Source organism: Paraburkholderia dipogonis (genome assembly GCF_042680985.1).
GTDB classification, from domain to species: Bacteria; Pseudomonadota; Gammaproteobacteria; order Burkholderiales; family Burkholderiaceae; genus Paraburkholderia; species Paraburkholderia phytofirmans.
On sequence record NZ_JBHUFR010000010.1, the window covers coordinates 192,768 to 214,417 of the forward strand.

Annotated in this window: 18 protein-coding genes; 12 read left to right on the forward strand and 6 right to left on the reverse strand. The window is 63.9% G+C overall.

The annotated features are described in order from the left end of the window. Positions 1-58: 58 nt before the first annotated feature. The 3 genes from yajC to queA form a co-directional block, all read right to left on the reverse strand. A complete protein-coding gene (yajC, locus tag ACFSNN_RS13375) occupies positions 59-388 on the reverse strand; it encodes a preprotein translocase subunit YajC (protein WP_007179286.1) in 330 nt (109 codons plus the stop codon). Positions 389-599: 211 nt separating this feature from the next. Continuing rightward, positions 600-1,814, reverse strand: a complete 1,215-nt coding sequence (gene tgt, locus ACFSNN_RS13380; protein WP_244322788.1) for a tRNA guanosine(34) transglycosylase Tgt — start codon at positions 1,812-1,814, stop codon at positions 600-602. A gap of 162 nt (positions 1,815-1,976) precedes the next feature. Beyond that, positions 1,977-3,035, reverse strand: a complete 1,059-nt coding sequence (gene queA / locus ACFSNN_RS13385; protein WP_134457113.1) for a tRNA preQ1(34) S-adenosylmethionine ribosyltransferase-isomerase QueA — start codon at positions 3,033-3,035, stop codon at positions 1,977-1,979. Positions 3,036-3,183: 148 nt separating this feature from the next. Between queA and recG the strand changes: the two genes are divergently transcribed. The 4 genes from recG (at position 3,184) to ACFSNN_RS13405 (ending at position 9,188) form a co-directional block, all read left to right on the forward strand. After that, positions 3,184-5,706: an ATP-dependent DNA helicase RecG gene (gene recG, locus ACFSNN_RS13390; RefSeq protein WP_244322789.1), complete on the forward strand. Its 2,523-nt coding sequence runs from the start codon at positions 3,184-3,186 to the stop codon at positions 5,704-5,706. Between the two features lie 768 nt (positions 5,707-6,474). After that, positions 6,475-7,776 (forward strand): THUMP domain-containing class I SAM-dependent RNA methyltransferase, encoded by a 1,302-nt coding sequence (locus tag ACFSNN_RS13395; RefSeq protein WP_134457115.1) that lies wholly within the window; start codon positions 6,475-6,477, stop codon positions 7,774-7,776. 217 nt (positions 7,777-7,993) lie between these two features. Beyond that, the gene (locus tag ACFSNN_RS13400) at positions 7,994-8,377 is read left to right on the forward strand and encodes a VOC family protein (protein ID WP_134457116.1); all 384 of its coding nucleotides are present in this window, start codon (positions 7,994-7,996) and stop codon (positions 8,375-8,377) included. Between the two features lie 70 nt (positions 8,378-8,447). Then, complete coding sequence (locus ACFSNN_RS13405; protein WP_134457117.1) at positions 8,448-9,188, forward strand: helix-turn-helix transcriptional regulator; 741 nt, start codon at positions 8,448-8,450, stop codon at positions 9,186-9,188. A 114-nt stretch (positions 9,189-9,302) separates the two neighbouring features. Here ACFSNN_RS13405 and ACFSNN_RS13410 read toward each other — a convergent pair whose 3' ends face one another. The 3 genes from ACFSNN_RS13410 to ACFSNN_RS13420 are packed head-to-tail and all read right to left on the reverse strand — an operon-like array spanning position 9,303 to position 12,241. Continuing rightward, positions 9,303-10,757: an NAD(P)(+) transhydrogenase (Re/Si-specific) subunit beta gene (locus ACFSNN_RS13410; protein WP_134457118.1), complete on the reverse strand. Its 1,455-nt coding sequence runs from the start codon at positions 10,755-10,757 to the stop codon at positions 9,303-9,305. Continuing rightward, positions 10,757-11,083, reverse strand: a complete 327-nt coding sequence (locus ACFSNN_RS13415; protein WP_012431753.1) for an NAD(P) transhydrogenase subunit alpha part 2 — start codon at positions 11,081-11,083, stop codon at positions 10,757-10,759. The genes ACFSNN_RS13410 and ACFSNN_RS13415 overlap by 1 nt, the downstream gene beginning before the upstream one ends. Positions 11,084-11,098: 15 nt before the next feature. Further along, complete coding sequence (locus ACFSNN_RS13420; protein ID WP_134457119.1) at positions 11,099-12,241, reverse strand: Re/Si-specific NAD(P)(+) transhydrogenase subunit alpha; 1,143 nt, start codon at positions 12,239-12,241, stop codon at positions 11,099-11,101. 211 nt (positions 12,242-12,452) lie between these two features. Here ACFSNN_RS13420 and ACFSNN_RS13425 point away from each other — a divergent pair, with 211 nt between their 5' ends. The 8 genes from ACFSNN_RS13425 to ACFSNN_RS13460 all read left to right on the forward strand — a co-directional run bounded on the left by ACFSNN_RS13425 (position 12,453) and on the right by ACFSNN_RS13460 (position 21,635). Beyond that, on the forward strand, positions 12,453-12,932 hold the full coding sequence (locus ACFSNN_RS13425; RefSeq protein ID WP_134457120.1) for an NUDIX hydrolase: 480 nt from the start codon (positions 12,453-12,455) through the stop codon (positions 12,930-12,932). A 58-nt stretch (positions 12,933-12,990) separates the two neighbouring features. Continuing rightward, the gene (gene mnmA / locus ACFSNN_RS13430; RefSeq protein ID WP_134457121.1) at positions 12,991-14,142 is read left to right on the forward strand and encodes a tRNA 2-thiouridine(34) synthase MnmA; all 1,152 of its coding nucleotides are present in this window, start codon (positions 12,991-12,993) and stop codon (positions 14,140-14,142) included. A gap of 225 nt (positions 14,143-14,367) precedes the next feature. Then, entirely contained in the window at positions 14,368-15,978 is a 1,611-nt protein-coding gene (locus ACFSNN_RS13435) for an FMN-binding glutamate synthase family protein (protein WP_134457122.1), read from the forward strand. 217 nt (positions 15,979-16,195) lie between these two features. Next, a complete protein-coding gene (glyQ, locus tag ACFSNN_RS13440) occupies positions 16,196-17,203 on the forward strand; it encodes a glycine--tRNA ligase subunit alpha (RefSeq protein WP_091800811.1) in 1,008 nt (335 codons plus the stop codon). Between the two features lie 15 nt (positions 17,204-17,218). Next, entirely contained in the window at positions 17,219-19,318 is a 2,100-nt protein-coding gene (glyS, locus tag ACFSNN_RS13445) for a glycine--tRNA ligase subunit beta (RefSeq protein ID WP_134457123.1), read from the forward strand. 16 nt (positions 19,319-19,334) lie between these two features. Beyond that, positions 19,335-19,889 carry a D-glycero-beta-D-manno-heptose 1,7-bisphosphate 7-phosphatase gene (gene gmhB, locus ACFSNN_RS13450; RefSeq protein WP_134457124.1) on the forward strand — a complete coding sequence of 185 codons (555 nt, stop codon included), beginning with the start codon at positions 19,335-19,337 and terminating at the stop codon, positions 19,887-19,889. Between the two features lie 40 nt (positions 19,890-19,929). Then, on the forward strand, positions 19,930-20,688 hold the full coding sequence (locus ACFSNN_RS13455; protein ID WP_134457125.1) for a lysophospholipid acyltransferase family protein: 759 nt from the start codon (positions 19,930-19,932) through the stop codon (positions 20,686-20,688). Between the two features lie 44 nt (positions 20,689-20,732). Further along, positions 20,733-21,635: a M48 family metallopeptidase gene (locus ACFSNN_RS13460; RefSeq protein ID WP_134457126.1), complete on the forward strand. Its 903-nt coding sequence runs from the start codon at positions 20,733-20,735 to the stop codon at positions 21,633-21,635. Positions 21,636-21,650: the final 15 nt, after the last annotated feature.

The window sequence follows — 21,650 nt, forward strand, 5'->3', positions numbered from 1 at the left end:
TCAGCGTCAGATTGCATGAATCGCCGGCGAGGCCGCGCCGGACGCGAGAGAGCAGGCCTTACAGCGACTTGATCGTGCCCTTCGGGAGAATCGTCGTGACCGACGCTTTTTGCACGGTGATTTCCGTGCCTTCCGAGATTTCGACGCCGACGTAAGCTTCGCCCACCTTGGTCACCTTGCCGACGATGCCGCCATTCGTCACCACTTCATCGCCCTTGGCCATCGCGGCGAGCATGTTGCGATGTTCCTTCTGGCGCTTCATTTGCGGCCGAATCATGATGAAGTACAGCACGCCGAACATCAGGATCAGCGGCAGGAAGCTCATCAGGTTCGATTCAATGCCACCTGTTGCTGTGCCTTGGGCGAAGGCATTGGAAATGAACGACACGTTGGTCTCTCCGTTATAAGTCAAAACGATCAAAAAAATCAGCCGGTTATTCTACCACCGGCCCGACGCGCGTCGGCGCGGCGAATCGGCTTTGCGATCAACCGTTTAAAGCCTGCTTGGCCGTTTTTCTCGCCGTTCGCGAAAGTTGATTGTAAGGTTTTCCGTTGTGCGGCGGACGGATTGTTCTGTGGAATCCATCCGCCGCGCGCCGTCAGGGCGCCTCGGCGGTGCCGCGCGCGCGGTTCTCGTGGAAGCGTTTGCGGAAAGCCTCGAACATTCTGGCGTCGATCGCGTCGCGGATTTCCTGCATCAGTTCGAGGTAGTAGTGCAGGTTGTGGATCGTGTTCAACTGCGCACCGAGGATTTCCCCTACTCGATGCAGATGATGCAGATAGCCGCGAGTGAAATTTCTGCAGGTGTAGCAGCCACATTGCTCGTCGAGCGGGCGCAGCGAATTCTTGTGCGCGGCGTTACGGATCTTGACGTCGCCGAAACGCGTGAACAGCCAGCCGTTGCGCGCATTGCGGGTCGGCATCACGCAGTCGAACATGTCGACGCCGGCGGCCACGCCCGCCACCAGATCTTCCGGCGTGCCGACGCCCATCAGATAGTGCGGCTTGTTGGCGGGCAACTTGGGGCCGATGTGGTTCAGCACGCGCATCATGTCTTCCTTCGGCTCGCCGACCGACAGGCCGCCGATCGCCAAGCCGTGGAAATCCTTCTCCGCGAGGCCCGCCAGCGACTCGTCGCGCAGGTCTTCGAACATGCCGCCCTGCACGATGCCGAACAGCGCGTTCGGATTGCCCAGGCGCCTGAATTCGTCGATGGAGCGCTGCGCCCAGCGCATCGACATGCGCATCGAATCGGCGGCTTCCTTGTGCGAGGTCGGCACGTTGTTGGTCGCGTACGGCGTGCATTCGTCGAACTGCATGACGATGTCCGAGTTCAGCACTTTCTGGATCTGCATCGACACTTCGGGCGACAGGAACAGCTTGTCGCCGTTGATCGGCGACGCGAACGTGACGCCGTCTTCGGTGATCTTGCGCAGATCGCCGAGCGAGAACACCTGGAAGCCGCCGGAGTCGGTGAGGATCGGCTTTTTCCAGCCCATGAAGCCGTGCAGGCCGCCGTGCGCCTCGATGGTTTCCAGACCCGGGCGCAGCCACAGGTGGAAAGTGTTGCCGAGAATGATCTGCGCGTGCATTTCCTCCAGCTCGCGCGGCTGCACGGCCTTCACGGTGCCGTAGGTGCCGACCGGCATGAAGATCGGCGTTTCCACCACGCCGTGATTCAGCGTGACGCGGCCGCGGCGGGCCTGGCCGTCGGTGCCGAGCAGTTCGAATTTGAGGCCGTTGTCGGGGCGAACGTGATCGCCCAGGTATGCGCCGTGATCGGCGCGCGGGCTAACGGTTTGACCGTCGGTCATGAATTGACTCCTGTGCTACCGGAAACAGCTTTGCATGGGACCGGAGTAAGCGCTAAAGCGCCAACTCCGGATCGACAAGTCCGGCGCAATAAGTTGAAACGCCGCCAGCGAGGTTCGCGGCGGCTTGAGGAACTGCAAAGCTGTAACGGTTCTGAGCCAGCGTTAAGCGTCGCGCCGCGTGAGCAGCATCGCGTCGCCGTAACTGAAGAAGCGGTAACGCTGCTCAATTGCGTGGCGATACGTCTCGCGAATCGTCTCGACGCCCGCGAAAGCCGACACCAGCATCAGCAGCGTGGACTTCGGCAAATGGAAATTGGTGACCAGCCGGTCGACCACGCGGAATTTATAGCCCGGCGTGATGAAGATATCGGTTTCCGTGCTGGCTGCGGCCAACGGGCGACCCGCGGCCTCGGCGTCGCGCGCGGCGGCTTCGAGTGCGCGCATCGAGGTCGTGCCCACCGCGATCACGCGGTTGCCGCGCGCGCGTGTCGCCGCGATCTTGTCGGCGAGCGATTGCGGCAGGTGATACCACTCGCTATGCATCTTGTGCTCGGCGAGATTTTCGACACGCACAGGCTGGAACGTGCCCGCGCCGACGTGCAGCGTCAGCGTCGCGCGTTCCACGCCTTTTTCGTCGAGGCGGCCCAGCAGCGCGTCGTCGAAATGCAGGCCGGCCGTGGGCGCGGCGACCGCGCCGGGATTCTGCGCGAACACCGTCTGATAGCGGGTTTCATCGGTCGAATCGGGATCGTGCTCGATGTACGGCGGCAGCGGCAGACGGCCGAACTGCTCGATCAGCGTCAGGCAGTCGTTGGGGAAATGCAGCGTGTAGAACGGTTCGACACGCTCGCCGACCGTGACGTCGAAGGCATCCGCCAGCCGGATCGTGGTGCCCGGCTGCGGGCTCTTGCTTGCGCGGACCTGCGCGAGCGCCGTGCGCTCGCCCGTGAGCCGCTCTACCAGCACTTCGATCTTGCCGCCACTGGCCTTCTGGCCGAGGAAGCGCGCCTTCAGGACTTTGGTATCGTTGAAGACCAGCAGGTCGCCGGGCGCGATGCATTCGGGCAACTCGGCAAAGCGGCGGTCGATCAGGCGCGCGGGGCCGGCGGCGTCGGCCGGGTGATCCACCTCGAGCAGGCGGCTGGCGCTGCGCTCAGGCAGCGCGACTTGCGCGATCAGCTCGGGAGGCAGATCGAAATCGAAATCGGAAAGCGTCAACATGCGAACGACTGGAAGCGAAATGAAACTGAATTGAGCCGAAGCCGGAGCCGGGCGGCTATGATTGCGGGACGCCAGAGCGGCCCGCGAGCCCGCGCGCTGTATGGCGCCGAACCCTTTGACAGCCGATATTGTACTTGCGAAGCAGCCCATGCCTTTGTCCGACCGCCGATTGCCCTCCGTTACCGATGAAGCGAGCGCCGAACCCAGGCGCCGCGTCTCGCGCGGCAAGGCGGCGGCGCAGGGGAGCGACGCGGGTGTGGACGCAGGCGCGGAGGTTGGGTTAAGCCCTGGAAAAGCCGCGCGACGAGGCGGCGAATCGGATGGCAAGCCCGCGGACGCAATTGGCGGCAAAAGCGTAGGCACGCACGCTGACACATCCGGCGGCGAGCACACCGACGGCCTTGCTGGTGCATCTGGCCGCGAGCACGCCGACCGTCTTGCTGGCACATCCGGCGGCGAGCGCACCGAAAGCCTCGTGGAACCATCTGGCGACAAACCCGCCGTCAAGCCTGACGACATATTCGGCGACAGACCCGCCGGCAAGCCCGGGCCCAAGGTCGCCACGAAATCCGCAGCGAAGTCCGCCGCCAAACCCGCCGCCAAACCCGCGGAAAAGACCGCCGACAAGCTCGCCAAACTCGGCCTCACACGCGACATCGACCTCGTGCTGCATCTGCCCATGCGCTACGAGGACGAAACCTCGCTGACGCCGATCGGGCATCTGCTGCCGGGCGGCATTTCGCAAACCGAAGGCGTGGTGTTCGACAACGAAATCGCCTATCGTCCGCGCCGTCAGTTGCTGGTGAAACTGCGCGACGACGCCGGCGACGAACTCGTGCTGCGCTTTCTGAATTTCTACGGCTCGCAAGTCAAGCAGATGGCGATCGGCGCGCGGCTGAGGGTGCGCGGCGACGTGCGCGGCGGTTTCTTCGGCATGGAGATGGTGCATCCGGCCGTGCGCGTGGTCGACGAAGACACGCCGCTGCCGCAGGCGCTCACGCCGGTGTATCCGAGCACCGCGGGCGTGACGCAGGCGTATCTGCGCAAATCGATCGACAACGCGCTGTCGCGCACGTCGCTGCCGGAGCTGCTGCCCGAAGCGGTCGCGCGAACGTTCATGGAGCCGCTCGGCGTGCCGTCGTTGATGGACGCCGTGCGCACCCTGCATCATCCGGGCGTGCATTCGGACGAGACCGCGTTGATCGACGGGACGCATCCGGCCTGGGTGCGTATCAAGTTCGAGGAACTGCTCGCGCAGCAGATGTCGCTCAAGCGCGCGCACGACGAACGCCGCACGCGCGCCGCGCCGGCCATGCCGCGGCGCAAGCTGGGCGACGAAGCGGCGCTGGTGGCGCGCTTGCTGAAGGCGCTGCCGTTTTCGCTGACAGCTGCGCAGGAGCGCGTCGGTGGCGAGATCGCGCTCGATCTGACCCAGCCTCATCCGATGCAGCGGCTCTTGCAGGGCGACGTCGGCAGTGGCAAGACAATCGTCGCCGCTTTGGCTGCGGCGCAGGCCATCGACGCCGGCTACCAGGCCGCGCTCATGGCGCCGACCGAGATTCTCGCCGAACAGCACGCGCGCAAATTGCGCGGCTGGCTGGAGCCGCTCGGCGTGAGCGTCGCGTGGCTCGCCGGCAGCCTGAAAACCCGGGAGAAGCGCGCCGCGATCGAAGCCGCCGCGCTCGGCACCGCGCAACTCGTGATCGGCACGCACGCGATCATCCAGGACGCGGTCGAGTTTGCGCGCCTCGGGCTCGTGATCGTGGACGAACAGCACCGTTTCGGCGTGGCGCAACGGCTCGCGCTGCGCGCCAAGGCGCAGAACGCCGCCGATGGCGCGCGCGATTTCCAGCCGCATCAATTGATGATGTCGGCGACGCCGATTCCGCGCACGCTCGCGATGACGTATTACGCCGACCTCGACGTTTCGACCATCGACGAATTGCCGCCCGGGCGCACGCCGATCCTGACCAAGCTGGTGTCCGACGCGCGGCGCGAGGAGGTGATCGGACGCGTGCGCGAGGCCGCGTTGACGGGGCGCCAGGTGTACTGGGTGTGTCCGTTGATCGAGGAAAGCGAGACTTTGCAGCTGCAGACTGCGGTCGAGACGTATGAGACGCTGGTGGCCGCTTTGCCCGAGTTGAAAGTCGGCCTTGTGCATGGACGTCTGGCGCCGGCCGAAAAAGCGGCGGTGATGGATGCGTTTACTCGCAACGAGGTGCAGTTGCTGGTGGCGACGACGGTGATCGAAGTGGGTGTCGATGTGCCGAATGCGTCGTTGATGGTGATCGAGCATGCCGAGCGGTTTGGGCTGGCGCAGCTGCATCAGTTGCGGGGACGGGTCGGGCGTGGGAGTGCGGCTTCGGTTTGCGTGCTGCTCTATACCGGGCCTTTGTCGATGACTGCGCGGGCGCGGCTTCAGACGATGCGGGAGACGACCGATGGGTTTGAGATCGCCAGGCGGGATCTCGAGATTCGCGGGCCGGGGGAGTTTTTGGGGGCGCGGCAATCGGGGGCGGCGATGTTGAGGTTTGCGGATCTTCAGAATGATCAATGGTTGATTGAGCCTGCGCGGGAGGCTGCGGCGGTTTTGCTTGAGAAGTATCCGGAGGTTGTGATGCAGCATTTGGCGCGCTGGCTTGGCGCGCGGGAGCAGTTTTTGAAGGCTTGAAGGTGTGGGGTTTTTTGCTTGCGCGGTGCTTGGTCCGGTTTTTTTTGTGTTGGCCTTTCCTTGAATTGTTAGTGGTCTATTGGCGTTGCCCCTGTGCGGGGCGGCACCTACTTTCTTTGCCGCGGCAAAGAAAGTAGGCAAAGAAAGCCGCTTTGCACCGCCAGCCTGGAAGCGGGTCCCCCGCACAGCCACGGGAGTGGTGCATCTGGAATCCGTGTTCTCGCACATTCCGCCCTGGTGACAAAGCAGTCATTCTTCCGGCGACGCTGCGCGCACCGTGGCGGTACTTCATCAACCCGTGGGGGTGCAGGCGTTCGCCTGCACCTGGTCTCCACGCGGCGTCAGGGCGTGCCGCGCGGTGCGCTCCCATCATCCTCCCTGCATGTCGCCGAGGCGAAGCCGACGGCCCCCGCCGCGCGAACCGAAGCCACGGTCTTTCGGGCAGACCGCCCCGGCGAGCACGGAGTGCGAGGCGGGAGGTATGACTGCCTTGTCGCTCCCGGGGAATGGGCGAGATGCCGGATTCCAGATGCACCACTGCCTCCTCCAAGCCAGGGGACCCGCTTCCAGGCTGGCGGTGTGAAGCGGCTTTCTTTGCCTACTTTCTTTGCCGCGGCAAAGAAAGTAGGTGCCGCCCCGCACAGGGGCAACGCCAATAGACCACTAACAATTCAAGGAAAGGCCAATCCAACAAAAAAACCCGTGCAAAAGCACAACATCTCGACCGCGTACAATACGCCCTTACCCATCCGCCTCCCGGCAACCTCAATGTCCTTCGATTTCTTCCTCCCTTGCCCGCGCGGCCTCGAAGCTTCGCTTGCGGCTGAACTCACCGAAATCGCCGCCAACCACCTGAACGGCGCGCCGTTCACAGCCGGCGCACAAGTGCCGGGCGGCGTGCATTTCCGCGGAGGCTGGGCCGCCGGCATGGCCGCCAACCTGTATTCGCGTCTCGCGAGCCGCGTGCTGCTGAAAATCGCGCATCGCCCGTATCGCAGCGAGCAGGACATCTACGCACTCGCCGTCGAACAGCGCTGGGAACAATGGTTCTCGGCGAATGAAACGCTGCGCGTCGACGTCACGGCGATCAAGTCGCCGCTGCGCAGCCTGGAATTCACGACGCTGCGCGTCAAGGACGCCATCTGCGATCGTCTGCGCGAAGTCAGCGGCGCGCGTCCCAACATCGACACGGCCACGCCCGACGTGCGCGTCTTCGCCTTTCTCACCGCCGCCGACTGCACGCTGTATCTCGACACCTCGGGCGATCCGCTCTTCAAGCGCGGCTGGCGCCTCGACAAGGGCGCGGCGCCGCTGCGCGAGAATCTGGCCGCGGGCATTCTGCGTCTGACCGGCTGGACCGCCGGCATGCCCCTGTACGACCCGATGTGCGGCAGCGGCACCTTCCTCGCGGAAGCCGCACAAGTCGCGCTGAACATCGCGCCGGGCGCGGAACGCCGCTTCGGCTTCGAGAGGCTCAAGCAATACGAAGCCAAAACCTGGCAAACGCTCAAGGCCGCCGCGCTCGATGCGAAGCACGCCGCGCGTAGTTCGCGCGCCGATCTGCAAATCTTCGGCAGCGATATTTCCGGCGACATGCTCGACAAGGCGCGCGCTAACTTCCAACGCGCGGGCTTGCCGTCGATCCCGCTTAAACAGGTCGACGCGCGCGGCATGACGCCGCCGACATCCGCAGCAGGCATCCTCGTCGCCAACCCGCCATACGGCGAACGGATCGAAGTGCGCGGGCGCAATGCTCGCGGCGAGCTTCGTGAAGGCCGCGGTAATCGCGAAAGCCGCGACAATCGCGAAGACGAGGGCTTTCGGCGCGTCCAGGAAGAAGCGCCGGACAGCGAATTTTTCCAGTCGCTCGGCGATGCGCTCAAGCAGCGTTTCACCGGTTGGCACGCGTTCATCCTGACATCGGATCGCAAGCTGCCGGGCCAGTTGCGCCTGCGTGAATCGACCAAGACGCCGCTCTTCAACGGCGCGCTCGAATGCCGTCTGTTCCGTTTCGATCTGATCGCGGGCAGCGTGCGGCAGCGGCCGCAAAGCGATACGCCGGCGGCCTGAGGCACGCAGCGTCCGACATGCAATACGGCGACGAAAACCGCGGACCGGCTCCGCGGTTTTTTTTCGCCTATGGCCTGCGGGCGGTCTTTTCTTTCACCACTGCTTTCGTCGCTCCTGCCACCTCCTACTGACACCACGCTGTCAGTAGCACCCCCGCACACTCCTTCTCACGCCATCTGGCGCTTTGCACGGCTTACGCCATCCACAGGAGAGTGACATGTCCGCATCATCCAAAGTTGTTGCATGGTTCGAGATTCCGTCCGTCGATTTCGATCGCGCCGTCCGCTTCTATGAAGCGGCGCTCGACGTCAAACTGAACGTCCAGGAAATCGGCGGCCAGCCGATCGCCGTGTTCGGCTACGAGGAACCGGCGACCGGCGGCGCGATCGTCCACAGCCCGTCGATGACGCCCACCGGCGACGGCGTGCTCGTCTATCTGAACGCGCAGCCGACCGTCGACGCCGTCCTCGCGCGCGTCGAGCAAGCCGGCGGCAAGACCGACGGTCCGGTGATCAAACTGCCGCAGGACATCGGCTATATCGCGTTCTTCACCGACACGGAAGGCAACCGCCTCGGCCTGCATTCGCGGACCAACGGCTAAACGCAACGCAACACAACGTCGTGCGCGGCGGTGGCTGAGCGCCGCGCGCGAACGCCGACCGGAGCGCGGCATGCGGCGCTATCATCGCGGAACTGTCCCCGTCCTCTTCTACAAGACGCCCACGATGACGCGCCGCGCCGACCGCCTGTTCCAGATCGCCGAGCTGTTGCGCGGACGGCGTCTGACCACCGCGCAACAACTCGCCGACTGGCTGCATATCTCGCTGCGCACCGTGTATCGCGACGTGCGCGATCTGCAACTGTCAGGCGTGCCGATCGAAGGCGAAGCCGGCATCGGCTATCGGCTGAGCCGGACGGCGAGTTTGCCGCCGCTCACGTTCACCGCCGATGAACTGGCCGCGCTCGCCGCCGGCGCGCGCATGCTCGAATCGTGGGGCGGCGCCGGCTTTGCGGGCGGCGCGCGCGGCGCGCTCGCCAAGATCGCCTCGGCCATGCCCGCCGACAAGCGCGCGACCTTGGAAAGGCTGGCGGTCTTCGCGCCGTCCTTTCACATCAAAGGGGATTTTTCCGCGCAGCTCGACGCGCTGCATCGTGCGATCGACACGCGGCATGTGGTGAGCTTTGCCTACGTCGATGTGAACGGCGCGGCGAGCGAGCGCCGTGTCTGGCCGCTCGCCCTCGCGTATTGGGGCGCGCGCTGGACGCTTGGCGCGTGGTGTGAATTGCGCGGCGATTTCCGCAATTTCGGGCTGGAGAAGATTCAGAATCTTCAGGTGCTCGAACAATATCCGGATCAGGAAGGCAGGCGGCTTGCGGACCTGCTGCGGCATGTGAATGCGAAGCCGAGATAGGATCGCTGTATCGAACCGGTGGAGACAAAACCACGTTTGAGCACGAGTATTCAAGCAGACAAGCCAGTTGTTCGCGGCCGTTTGCAAGGCGGGCCGCGAACTTCGAGCATGCAGTTATTCCACCGCTTTCACCATATCTTCGATCACCTTCTTCGCGTCGCCGAACACCATCATCGTCTTGTCCATGTAGAACAGGTCGTTGTCGAGACCGGCATAACCTGCGGCCATCGAGCGTTTATTGACGATGACCGTGCGCGCCTTGTACGCCTCGATGATCGGCATGCCCGCGATCGGCGACTTCGGATCGGTCTTCGCCGCCGGGTTCACCACGTCGTTCGCGCCGAGCACCAGGACCACGTCGACCTGACCGAACTCGCCGTTGATGTCGTCCATTTCGTGGACCATGTCGTACGGCACTTCGGCTTCGGCGAGCAGCACGTTCATGTGGCCCGGCATGCGGCCGGCCACCGGGTGAATCGCGTACTTCACCTCGATGCCCTTCTCGACCAGCTTGTCGGTCAGCTCCTTCAACGCATGCTGCGCGCGTGCGACGGCCAGACCATAACCCGGCACGATCACCACGGTTTCCGCATTGCCGAGCATGAACGAAGCATCGTCGGCCGAACCGGATTTCACCGGACGCTGCTCCGCCGACCCACCCGCCGCCGCCGCGCCCGCCTCGTTGCCGAAGCCGCCGAGAATCACGTTGAAGAACGACCGGTTCATCGCGCGGCACATGATGTACGACAGAATCGCACCAGACGAACCGACAAGCGAGCCCGCGATGATCAGCATCGGATTGTTCAGCGAGAAGCCGATGCCCGCCGCCGCCCAGCCCGAATACGAGTTCAGCATCGACACCACCACCGGCATGTCCGCGCCGCCGATCGGAATGATGATCAGCACGCCGAGCACAAACGCGATCAGCGTCATGATGATGAACGGCAGCCACGATTGCGTGAGAAAGAAGATCACGCCAAAGCCGAGCATCGCGAGCGCGAGCAGCAGGTTGATCAGATGCTGGCCCGCGTACACGACCGGCGCGCCCTGAAACAACCGGAACTTGTACTTGCCGGACAGTTTGCCGAACGCGATCACCGAACCGGAGAACGTAATCGCGCCGACGAACGTGCCGATGAACAGCTCGACGCGATTGCCGTACGGCAGGAAGCCCGGCGCGGTGTTTTCCGGATCGACGAGACCGAACGCGGCCGGCTCCGACACCACCGCGTACGCAATACACACAGCGGCAAGACCGATCAGCGAGTGCATGGCCGCGACCAGCTCCGGCATCTTGGTCATCTCGACGCGCGCGGCGACGAACGCGCCAACCGCACCGCCGACCACCAGCGCGACCAGCAGCAGGCCAAGCCCAAGACCGAGATTCGAACCGAGCCCGTTAGCCTGCTTGACGATCAGCGCGATGGTCGTGAGGATCGCAATCGCCATCCCCGCCATGCCGAAGGTATTGCCGATGCGCGCCGTCTTCGGATTGGACAGCCCTTTGAGCGCCTGAATGAAGCAGACCGACGCGACCAGATAAAGCAGCGTGACGACGTTCAGACTCATTACGCGTTCTCCTTGGCAGCGGCGGGGAGCTTCTTCGGCTCTTTCTTGCGGAACATCTCCAGCATTCGTCGTGTGACGAGAAAGCCGCCGAATACGTTGACCGCCGCGAGCGCGACGGCCAGCGTGCCGAAGAACTTGCCGGGCGTGCCCAGAGTGAGGCCCGCAGCGAGCATCGCGCCGACGATCACGATCGCCGAGATTGCATTGGTCACGGCCATCAGCGGCGTGTGCAGCGCGGGCGTGACGTTCCAGACCACGTGGTAGCCGACGTAGATCGCCAGCACGAAGATGATCAGGTTGATGACGGTGTGGTTGATGACTTCCATTGCCGCACTCTCCTCTTAGGCCTTGCGCGTGACTTCGCCGTCACGGGCCAGCAGCGTGGCCGCGACGATATCGTCCGCGAGATCGATGTTCAGGGCGCCTTCCTTCGTGATGATCAGCTTGAGGAAGTCGAGCAGGTTGCGTGCGTAGAGCGACGATGCGTCAGCGGGCACCATCGAGGCCAGATTCGTATAACCGACGATCGTCACGCCATGCTTGATGACGACCTTGTCCGCCTCAGTGAGCGGACAGTTGCCGCCGCGCTGGCCTTCATACTCGGCGCCGCGGCCCGCGGCGAGGTCGACCAGCACGGAGCCGGGTTTCATCGCCTGCACGGTGTCGACCGAGATCAGCGTCGGTGCCGCGCGGCCTGGAATCAGTGCGGTGGAAATCACCACATCGGCCTGTTTGGCGCGTTCGTGGACCAGCGCCGATTGACGCGTGAGCCAGGAAGGCGGCATCGGCCGCGCATAGCCGCCGACGCCTTGCGCGGCTTCGCGTTCCTCGTCGGTTTCGTAGGGCACGTCGAGAAACTTGGCGCCGAGCGATTCGATCTGCTCCTTTACGGCGGGACGCACATCCGAGGCTTCGATCACAGCGCCCAAACGCTTGGCGGTCGCGATCGCTTGCAAACCGGCCACACCCGCGCCGAGAATCAGTACGCGCGCGGCTTTCACAGTACCGGCAGCCGTCATCAGCATCGGCATGAAGCGCGGATAGAGCGTGGCGGCCAATAGAACCGCCTTGTAGCCCGCGATATTCGCCTGCGAGCTCAAAACATCGAGGCTCTGCGCGCGCGTGGTTCTTGGCGCGGCTTCCAGAGCGAACGCCGTCACGCCCGCCGCAGCCAGCTTTGATGAGTTTTCGGTATTAAACGGATCGAGCATGCCGACGAGCGTCGCGCCGCGTTTAAGCAACGGCAACTCAGCATCGGTCGGCGACTGGACCTTCAGGACGAGATCGGCGCCGAATGCGCTCGCCGCGTCGACGATCTCCGCGCCGGCGGCCGTAAAGGCATCGTCTGGAAAGCTGGCGCCGGTGCCGGCGCCGCTCTGGATCGTGACCCGGTGGCCCTGGGTCACATACTTCTTGACCGTTTCGGGCGTCGCGGCGACGCGGGTTTCGTGCGCGCGCGTCTCGGCTGGCACTCCGATGTGCATCTTGTTCCTCCTCGACTTCCTGTTTTACGACAGATCGGCCGACGAGGCACGCCGGCTTGCAGGTGCAACGGCTAACGCCTCACTTTAACCGAAAGATGGGGGTGCGCAGAAATCGGGGACAATCCGGGGGTGCCCGGCGGGCGGGGTCGACCTGACCGCGCGCCGCCCGCTTCCCGGCAGGCGAGGCCCATAACCGGTAAAATGCGCAGCCATGAAACCGGAAACCTGGCTGCCGCACGTCACGGTCGCGGCCATCGTCGAGCGCGACGGGCGCTTTCTCGTGGTCGAGGAACATACCGTCGACGGTCTGCGCCTGAACCAGCCCGCGGGCCATCTCGAGGCGGGCGAGACGCTGGTGGAAGCGGTGATCCGCGAAACGCTCGAGGAAACCGCCCATCCATTCACGCCCGAGGCGCTGGTGGGCATGTACATGACCCATTTCGAGCGGCCCGGCAGTGAGGGCGTCACCTACCTGCGCTTCACCTATTGCGGCGCGGGCGGCGAAGCTGATCCACGGCGCGCCCTCGACCCCGACATCGTCCGCACGTTGTGGATGAGCGCCGACGAATTGCGCGCCTGTCCCGAACGGCACCGCACGCCGCTCGTCATGCAATGTCTCGACGATTACCTCGCGGGCCGGCGTTTCCCGCTCGACTTCGTGCATACGCATTCGGTCGGGCCGAAAAGATAGCCGCAACGAGCGGCCAACCCACGATCCATGAAGTCACGCAGCACCCAGTGAGCATCTTATGAGCAAGCAGAAAGTCGTAGTAGGCATGTCGGGCGGCGTCGATTCGTCCGTTACCGCATGGCTGCTGAAGGAACAGGGCTACGACGTGGTCGGCCTGTTCATGAAAAACTGGGAAGACGACGACGACAGCGAATATTGCTCGACGCGGCAGGACTGGATCGACGTGGTCTCGGTGGCGGATCTGATCGGCATCGACGTCGAAGCGGTCAACTTCGCCTCGGAATACAAGGACCGCGTGTTCGCCGAATTCCTGCGCGAATACTCGGCCGGCCGCACGCCGAATCCGGACGTGCTGTGCAATGCCGAAATCAAGTTCAAGGCTTTCCTCGACCACGCCATGTCGCTCGGCGCGGAAACCATCGCGACCGGCCACTACGCGCGCGTGCGCCAGAACGAGCGCAACGGCCGCTTCGAACTGCTGAAGGCGTTCGACCATACGAAAGACCAGTCGTACTTTCTGCATCGATTGAATCAGGCGCAATTGTCGAAAACGCTGTTTCCGCTCGGCGAGATTCCGAAAACGAAAGTACGCGAAATCGCCGAGCAGATCGCGCTGCCCAATGCGAAGAAGAAAGACTCGACCGGGATCTGCTTTATCGGCGAACGGCCGTTCCGCGACTTCCTGAACCGCTATCTGCCGACGAAACCCGGCCCGATGAAAACCACCGAAGGCAAAGTGGTCGGCGAACATATAGGCCTCGCGTTCTACACGTTCGGCCAACGCAAGGGCATCGGCCTCGGCGGCAGCAAGGACGGCAGCGGCGAGCCGTGGTTCGTCGCCGGCAAGGATATTCCGTCGAACACGCTGTATGTTGCGCAGGGTCACGATCATGCGTGGCTGCTCAGCCATACGCTGTCCGCCGGCAACACGAGCTGGGTGGCGGGCGAGCCACCGGCGGACGGCTTCGCGTGCGGCGCCAAGACCCGTTACCGGCAAGCGGATGCGCCGTGCACGTTCAGCAGCGCGGGCAGCGGCGAAGGCCTCTTCGAACTGAATTTCGACGCCGCGCAATGGGCTGTCACACCGGGGCAATCTGCGGTGCTCTACGATGGCGACGTGTGCCTCGGCGGCGGCATCATCGAACATGCGGTCACCGGGCAGCCGGTCGCGCGCGAGCCGCAAAAAGCGGCGCTGCTGAACGCCCGTTGAGCCACGTGAGCCACGCGTCTGATCGTGCGGCGACACGACTGGCGCCGCACACGTAATAGCTGCACATTTCGACCTGCGCGGCGCGCGGCACCCACGCGCCCGCTCTTCAAGCCACAACTAGCTTCACCATAAAAGCAGTCGTTCGTTTTCCTTCGCGGCGGATTCCGTCTGTGCCGGCAGCGCTGGCGATCCCGCCGTGACGATCCTCACTGCACTGGAGTCCCCATGTTTTCTCGACGTTATCTGGCCATGTGGTGCGCAGCCGCCCTGTTCGCCGTCTGCGCGGCGTTGGCCGGCACGCATCACATCTCGTGGTTCTGGATCATCGTGCCGCTCGCGCTGGTCGCGCTCGGTCTGTTCGACCTGACGCAGCAGCGCCACGCGATCCTACGCAACTATCCGCTGTGGGGCCACTTCCGGTTCCTGTTCGAATTCATCCGCCCGGAAATCCGCCAGTATTTCGTCGAAGGCGACACCGACGAAAAACCGTTCTCGCGCGCCCAGCGCAGCATCGTCTATCAGCGCGCGAAGAACGACGTCGACAGCCGCCCGTACGGCACCGAACTCGATGTCAAAGCCACGGCGCATGAATGGATCAGCCACTCGCTCGCGCCGACCACGCTCGAGAATCACGACTTCCGCATCGTCGTCGGACCGGATCGCGCGCAGCCTTATTCCATGTCGATCTTCAACGTCTCGGCGATGAGCTTCGGTTCGCTGTCGGCGAACGCGATCATGGCGCTGAACCTCGGCGCGAAGAAAGGCAACTTCGCGCACGACACCGGCGAAGGCTCGATGTCGAAATATCACCGCGAGCACGGCGGCGACATCATCTGGGAAATCGCTTCGGGTTACTTCGGCTGCCGCAACGACGACGGCACTTTCAACGCGGAGAAATTCGCGAGGCAGGCCGCCGAGCCGCAAGTGAAGATGATCGAGGTGAAGCTCTCGCAAGGCGCAAAGCCGGGTCACGGCGGCGTGCTGCCGGCCGCGAAGATCACACCGGAAATCGCGGAGACGCGCGGCGTGCCGATGGGCCGCGACTGCATCTCGCCGGCCACGCACTCCGAGTTCTCCACACCGCGTGGCCTGCTCGAATTCGTCGACCGTCTGCGCACGCTGTCGGGTGGCAAGCCGACCGGCTTCAAGCTGTGCATCGGACATCCGTGGGAATTCTTCGGCATTGCGAAGGCGATGCTGGAAACCGGCATCCTGCCGGACTTCATCGTCGTGGACGGCGCGGAAGGCGGCACGGGCGCGGCGCCGCTCGAATTCACCGATCACGTCGGCGTGCCGTTGCAAGAGGGCCTGCTGCTGGTACACAACACGCTGGTCGGCATCGGCCTGCGGCAACGTATTCGTATCGGCGCGAGCGGCAAGATGATCACCGCGTTCGACATCACCAAGACGCTCGCGATCGGCGCGGATTGGGTCAACGCAGCGCGCGGTTTCATGTTCGCGGTGGGCTGCATTCAGGCGCAAACTTGCCACACAGGGCGCTGCCCGACCGGCGTCGCGACGCAGGACCCTGTGCGCCAGCGCGCGCTTGTCGTGCCGGACAAGGCCGACCGCGTGTTCAACTTCCATCACAACACGCTGCATGCGCTGAAGGAAATCATTCAGGCCGCGGGGCTGAAGCACCCGGCGGAACTGCGCGCGCATCACATCGTGCGGCGCGTGTCGTCGCATGAGGTGCGGTTGATGTCGGAATTGCTGAAGTATCTCGAACCGAACGATCTGCTCAACGGCAACCATCGCTACTCGTTGTTCGAGAAGTACTGGCCGGTCGCGCAAAGCGATTCGTTCTCGCCGAAGGTGGAGTTGGCGGCAACCTGAGCCGCCTGGCCGACACGGCCTGCAACACGCACGACAAAGACGAAAGGCCGCCACGCGCGGCCCTTTGTCGTCTAAAGCGCACTCGAACTCCCGTCCGACCCCGCAAAACGGACACCCCCCTCCCTTTCCGTTAAAATCTACGGTTTAGCACTTCGCTCCACGGCCACCCGGCGCGCTTCGGCGCTCACGGCGCGGCCTCATGCCCGAAAGGCACTTCATGCTCACGTTTCAGCAAATCATCCTGACAATGCAGTCCTATTGGGACAAGCAGGGTTGCGCGTTGCTCCAGCCGATCGACATGGAAGTCGGCGCGGGCACGTCCCACGTCCATACCTTCCTGCGCGCGGTCGGCCCCGAGCCGTGGCGCGCGGCGTACGTGCAACCGTCGCGCCGTCCGAAAGACGGCCGCTACGGCGAGAACCCGAACCGTCTGCAGCACTACTACCAGTATCAGGTGGTGCTCAAGCCGGCGCCGGAGAACATTCTCGACCTGTACCTCGGCTCGCTCGAAGCGCTCGGCTTCGACCTGAAGCAGAACGACGTGCGCTTCGTCGAAGACGACTGGGAAAACCCCACGCTCGGCGCCTGGGGTCTGGGCTGGGAAGTGTGGCTGAACGGCATGGAAGTGACCCAGTTTACGTACTTCCAGCAGGTCGGCGGTCTCGACTGCAAGCCGGTGCTCGGCGAAATCACGTACGGGCTCGAACGCCTCGCCATGTATCTGCAGAAGGTCGAGAACGTCTACGACCTCGTCTGGACCGAGTGGGAAGAACAAGGCCCGAATGGCCCGGAACTGCGTCGCCTGACTTACGGCGACGTGTACCACCAGAACGAAGTCGAACAGTCCACCTACAACTTCGAATACGCAAACGTCGAACTGCTGTTCTCGATCTTCAACAGCTACGAAGCCGAAGCCAGGCGCATGATCGAAGCGCAGATCGCCCTGCCCGCCTATGAACTCGTGCTGAAGGCCGGCCACACGTTCAATCTGCTCGACGCGCGCGGTGCTATTTCGGTCACGGAACGCGCGGCGTATATCGGCCGCATTCGCGCGCTGTCGAAGCTGGTCGCGCAGGCCTACTACGATTCGCGCGAAAAGCTCGGCTTCCCGATGCTCGGCAATCCGGTGCACGGCGTGCCCGGCCTCACGACCGACGAACAGGACGCCGCGATGCCCGCGTGGGCGCCGCCGCTCAAAGTCGAACGCAAGATCGACCAGGACTGACGAGAACATCAAGAAATGACTCAACCCCATCAAGCTACCCTGCTCGTCGAACTGCTGACCGAAGAACTGCCGCCGAAAGCGCTCGCGCGTCTCGGCGACGCCTTCGCGGAAGGCATTGCGCAGCGCCTCGCGGCGCGCGACCTGGTCGAAGGCGAACTGTCGTTCGAACGTTTCGCCACGCCGCGCCGTCTCGCCGTCACGATCAAGAACGTGCGCGCCGTCGCACCGGAAAAACACGTGCGCGAAAAAGTGCTGCCGGTTTCCGTCGCGCTGGATAAAGACGGCCAGCCCACCGCGCCGCTCGCCAAAAAACTCGCCGCGCTCGGTTTCCCCGATTTTTCGGTGAACGACCTGGATCGCGCGCAGGACGGCAAGGCCGAAGCCTTCTTCTTGCGCTATGCCGCGCCCGGCGCCACGCTTGCCGACGGCCTGCAGGCCGCGCTCGACGAAACGCTCGGCAAGCTGCCCATTCCGAAGGTCATGACGTATCAGCGCCCGGACGGCACCAACGTGCAGTTCGTGCGTCCGGCGCAGCGCCTCACCGCGCTGCATGGCGAACAGGTCGTGCCGGTGAGCGCGCTCGGCATCGACGCCGACGACACCACGCTCGGCCATCGTTTCCTCTCCGAAGGTTTCGTGCAGATCCAGCATGCGGATACGTACGCCGAGACGCTGCTGCACAAAGGCCACGTGGTAGCGAATTTCGCCGACCGCAAGGAAACGATCCGCACGCATCTGCTCGCGCAGGCCGACGGCGATCAGGTGGTGATGCCGGAATCGCTGCTGGACGAAGTGACGTCGCTGGTCGAATGGCCGGTGGTCTACGCCTGCCGTTTCGAGGACGAATTTCTGCAAGTGCCGCAGGAATGCCTGATCCTCACCATGCAGACCAACCAGAAATATTTCGCGCTGACGGATGCGAACGGCAAGCTGCGCTCGCGCTTCCTGATCGTGTCGAACATCGAGACGTCCACGCCGGGCGATATCGTCGAAGGCAATGAACGCGTGGTGCGTCCGCGTCTGGCGGACGCGAAGTTCTTCTTCGAGCAGGACAAGAAGAAGCCGCTCGCGGATCGCGTGCCGCTGCTCGCGAACGTCGTGTATCACAACAAGCTGGGCTCGGCACTGCAACGCGTGGAGCGCGTCGAAGCGCTGGCCGGCGCTATCGCCGAACTGATAGGCGCTGACGTGGCGCTCGCGAAGCGCGCCGCGCGACTGGCCAAGGCCGACCTGATCACCGACATGGTGGGCGAATTCCCCGAGTTGCAAGGCACGATGGGCACGTACTACGCGCGCCACGACGGCGAGCCGGAAGAAGTCGCGCTCGCGTGTTCGGAACACTATCAGCCGCGTTTCTCCGGCGACGCGTTGCCCACCACGCGAACCGGCACCGTCGTCGCGCTGGCCGACAAGCTCGAAACGCTGGTCGGCATCTGGGGTATCGGCCTGCAGCCCACCGGCGAAAAAGATCCGTTCGCGCTGCGCCGTCACGCGCTCGGCGTGCTGCGCATTCTCGTCGAGAAGCAATTGCCGGTCGACTTCGTCGAACTGCTGCGCGCCGCTTACGCGCAATTCGCCGCAGTGCCGAACGTCGCCGATTCGACGCAAGCCATTTACGAATTCGGCATGGACCGTCTGCGCGGTCTGCTGCGCGAACGCGGCTATGCAGCAGGCGAAATCGACGCGGTGCTGGCACTGAACCCCACACGCCTGGATGACATCGTCGCGCGTCTGGATGCCGTGCGTGAATTCGCAGCGTTGCCGGAAGCGGCGTCGCTCGCGGCGGCCAACAAGCGCATCTCGAACATTTTGAAGAAGTCGGAAGGCGCGGCGATCGGCGGCGTGCAGGTTGCGCTGCTCACCGAGGCTGCAGAAAAGGCGCTGTACGCGCAGCTCGAACAAGTCGCGCCGCGCGTGCAATCGCAACTCGCCGCACACGACTACACGGGCGCGCTAACGGCGCTCGCCGCGTTGCGCGAACCGGTCGACACGTTCTTCAACGACGTGATGGTCAATGCCGAAGATCCTGCGTTGCGCGCCAATCGTCTGGCTTTGCTCGGCGCACTGCATCAGCAGATGAATTGCGTCGCCGACATTTCCCGACTCGCCGCCTGAGCCCTAAGCCATGCCGATGCCGACCAAAAAAGTGGTGATCCTCGACCGCGACGGCGTGATCAACGTCGACTCCGACGCGTTCATCAAGTCGCCGGACGAATGGGTGGCACTGCCGGGTTCGCTCGAAGCCATCGCGCGTCTGAACCAGGCCGGCTATCGCGTGGCGATCGCCACCAACCAGTCGGGCATCGGCCGAGGCCTGTTCGATATGAACGCGCTCAACGCCATGCATCTGAAGATGCATCGCATGGCGGCGGCGGTCGGCGGGCGCATCGACGCGGTGTTCTTCTGTCCGCATACGGCGGAAGATCACTGCGAGTGCCGCAAGCCGAAGCCCGGCATGCTGAAGATGATCAACGAGCGTTTCGAGGTCGATCCGGAGCAAACGCCGGTGGTCGGCGACTCTCTGCGTGATCTGCAAGCAGGCGCGTCGCTCGGGCATCCGCCTCATCTGGTGCTGACCGGCAAGGGCCGCAAAACGCTCGAGGCCGGCGGCTTGCCCGAAGGCACGATCGTCCACGACGACCTGCGCGCCTTCGCGCTCGACTTCCTCGCCGACGCTCAAGAGTGACGCGCGTCACGCGCGTCCCCAACCCTCACTGACCACGCCGATGCGCTTCATCCGCTCTTTGCTTCTGCTGATTTACTTCGTTCTGTTCACGGTGCCGTACGCGACTGCATGCTTCATCGCATTCCCGTTCATGCGCGCCGACAACCGCTACTGGATGGCGGCCGGCTGGTGTCGCGCGACGCTGCATACGGTGCGCTGGCTCAACGGCATCCGCTACAACATCGAAGGCTTCGAGAACCTGCCTAACGGACCCGCCGTGCTGCTCTCCAAGCATCAATCGGCGTGGGAAACGCTGGCGTTTCCGGCGCTGATGCCGCGACCGCTGTGCTACGTATTCAAGCGCGAACTGCTGTACGTGCCGTTCTTCGGCTGGGCGCTCGGCATGCTGAAGATGGTTCATATCGATCGCAAGGAAGGCAAGTACGCGTTCGAGTCGGTCATCAAGCAAGGCAAGGCGCGCATGGCCGAAGGCGCCTGGGTCATCATGTTTCCGGAGGGCACGCGCACGCCGACCGGCAAGCAAGGCAAGTACAAAACCGGCGGCGCGCGTTTTGCGACAGCCACCGGCGCGCCGGTCGTGCCGATCGCGCACAACGCAGGACGTGTGTGGCCTCGCAACTCGTTTCTCAAATATGCGGGTATAGTCACAGTGTCGATCGGCAAGCCGATCGAGACGACGGGGCTCACGCCCGACGAAGTGAACACGCGCGTCGAACAGTGGATCGAAGCTGAAATGCGTCGCATCGATCCTACCGCGTACCGCGCGGCGGAAAGCAGTTCCGCCGCCGCACCAATCTGACGCGCCCACGCCCTCGAAGGCGTATTTGCGCGAAGCCGAATCCGATGCAGAAGTCTCCCACGCCGCAGCATGCTGCGGCGCTCGATAACCGGCAACTCGATCTCCCGCTCTTCGCCGAGCCGGGGTCGACGTCGTCGTCGCCTTCACCTTCCGCACCCACACCCGGCGCTTCGCAGGGCTCAGCGGGCGGCCAGCAGCCGGCCCTGCCGCTCGCGCCGGATGGCAGCAAGCTGCGCAGTCTCGCGATCGGCTCACGCACGCTGCACTACGCGCTCAAACGTTCGGCGCGCCGCTCGATTGGTTTCGCGATCGACAGCACGGGGCTCACGATCACCGCACCGCGCTGGGTCACGCTCGCCGATATCGAAACCGCGATCACCGAAAAGCAGCGCTGGATTTTCACGAAGCTGATTGAATGGCAGACGCGTGTCGAACAGCGCGCGTTGCCGAAAGTCGATTGGAAAGATGGCGCCGAGGTGCCTTATCTCGGTCAGCCCGTGCGCGTGAAACTCGGCGCGCCGCAAGGCATGCTCGCGTTCAGCGCGCAAGATGCGGCGCTGCAAGTGCCGCTGCCCTTGCAGGCGGATCCGCAGCAGATCAAGGATCGCGTGCAAGGCTGGCTGCAGGGTGAAGCAAAGCGTCTGTTCGGCGAGCGCCTCGCGATTTACGCGGAGAAACTTGGTGTGAACTATCGCGCGTACGCGCTCTCGTCAGCGGCGACGCGTTGGGGCAGTTGTTCGAGTGACGGCAAGATTCGCCTGAACTGGCGGCTGATTCACTTCCCGCTTTCCATCATCGATTACGTCGTCGCGCACGAACTCGCGCATCTGCGTGAAATGAATCACAGCCCGCGCTTCTGGCAAACAGTCGAATCGATTTTTCCGGAATTCCGCGAAGCGCGGCAGACACTGAAGTCGCATCCGCCGGAATTGCTGCCGACGCTTTAACGCCTATTTCGTGCT

What these genes read in the sequence shown, in the direction of transcription:
- tgt (WP_244322788.1), bottom strand. Translation starts at nt 1,814, where the DNA reads ATGACCGACGGTCAAACCGTTAGCCCGCGCGCCGATCACGGCGCATAC.
- queA (WP_134457113.1), bottom strand. Translation starts at nt 3,035, where the DNA reads ATGTTGACGCTTTCCGATTTCGATTTCGATCTGCCTCCCGAGCTGATC.
- recG (WP_244322789.1), top strand. Translation starts at nt 3,184, where the DNA reads ATGCCTTTGTCCGACCGCCGATTGCCCTCCGTTACCGATGAAGCGAGC.
- ACFSNN_RS13395 (WP_134457115.1), top strand. Translation starts at nt 6,475, where the DNA reads ATGTCCTTCGATTTCTTCCTCCCTTGCCCGCGCGGCCTCGAAGCTTCG.
- ACFSNN_RS13400 (WP_134457116.1), top strand. Translation starts at nt 7,994, where the DNA reads ATGTCCGCATCATCCAAAGTTGTTGCATGGTTCGAGATTCCGTCCGTC.
- ACFSNN_RS13405 (WP_134457117.1), top strand. Translation starts at nt 8,448, where the DNA reads ATGCGGCGCTATCATCGCGGAACTGTCCCCGTCCTCTTCTACAAGACG.
- ACFSNN_RS13410 (WP_134457118.1), bottom strand. Translation starts at nt 10,757, where the DNA reads ATGAGTCTGAACGTCGTCACGCTGCTTTATCTGGTCGCGTCGGTCTGC.
- ACFSNN_RS13415 (WP_012431753.1), bottom strand. Translation starts at nt 11,083, where the DNA reads ATGGAAGTCATCAACCACACCGTCATCAACCTGATCATCTTCGTGCTG.
- ACFSNN_RS13420 (WP_134457119.1), bottom strand. Translation starts at nt 12,241, where the DNA reads ATGCACATCGGAGTGCCAGCCGAGACGCGCGCGCACGAAACCCGCGTC.
- ACFSNN_RS13425 (WP_134457120.1), top strand. Translation starts at nt 12,453, where the DNA reads ATGAAACCGGAAACCTGGCTGCCGCACGTCACGGTCGCGGCCATCGTC.
- mnmA (WP_134457121.1), top strand. Translation starts at nt 12,991, where the DNA reads ATGAGCAAGCAGAAAGTCGTAGTAGGCATGTCGGGCGGCGTCGATTCG.
- ACFSNN_RS13435 (WP_134457122.1), top strand. Translation starts at nt 14,368, where the DNA reads ATGTTTTCTCGACGTTATCTGGCCATGTGGTGCGCAGCCGCCCTGTTC.
- glyQ (WP_091800811.1), top strand. Translation starts at nt 16,196, where the DNA reads ATGCTCACGTTTCAGCAAATCATCCTGACAATGCAGTCCTATTGGGAC.
- glyS (WP_134457123.1), top strand. Translation starts at nt 17,219, where the DNA reads ATGACTCAACCCCATCAAGCTACCCTGCTCGTCGAACTGCTGACCGAA.
- gmhB (WP_134457124.1), top strand. Translation starts at nt 19,335, where the DNA reads ATGCCGACCAAAAAAGTGGTGATCCTCGACCGCGACGGCGTGATCAAC.
- ACFSNN_RS13455 (WP_134457125.1), top strand. Translation starts at nt 19,930, where the DNA reads ATGCGCTTCATCCGCTCTTTGCTTCTGCTGATTTACTTCGTTCTGTTC.
- ACFSNN_RS13460 (WP_134457126.1), top strand. Translation starts at nt 20,733, where the DNA reads ATGCAGAAGTCTCCCACGCCGCAGCATGCTGCGGCGCTCGATAACCGG.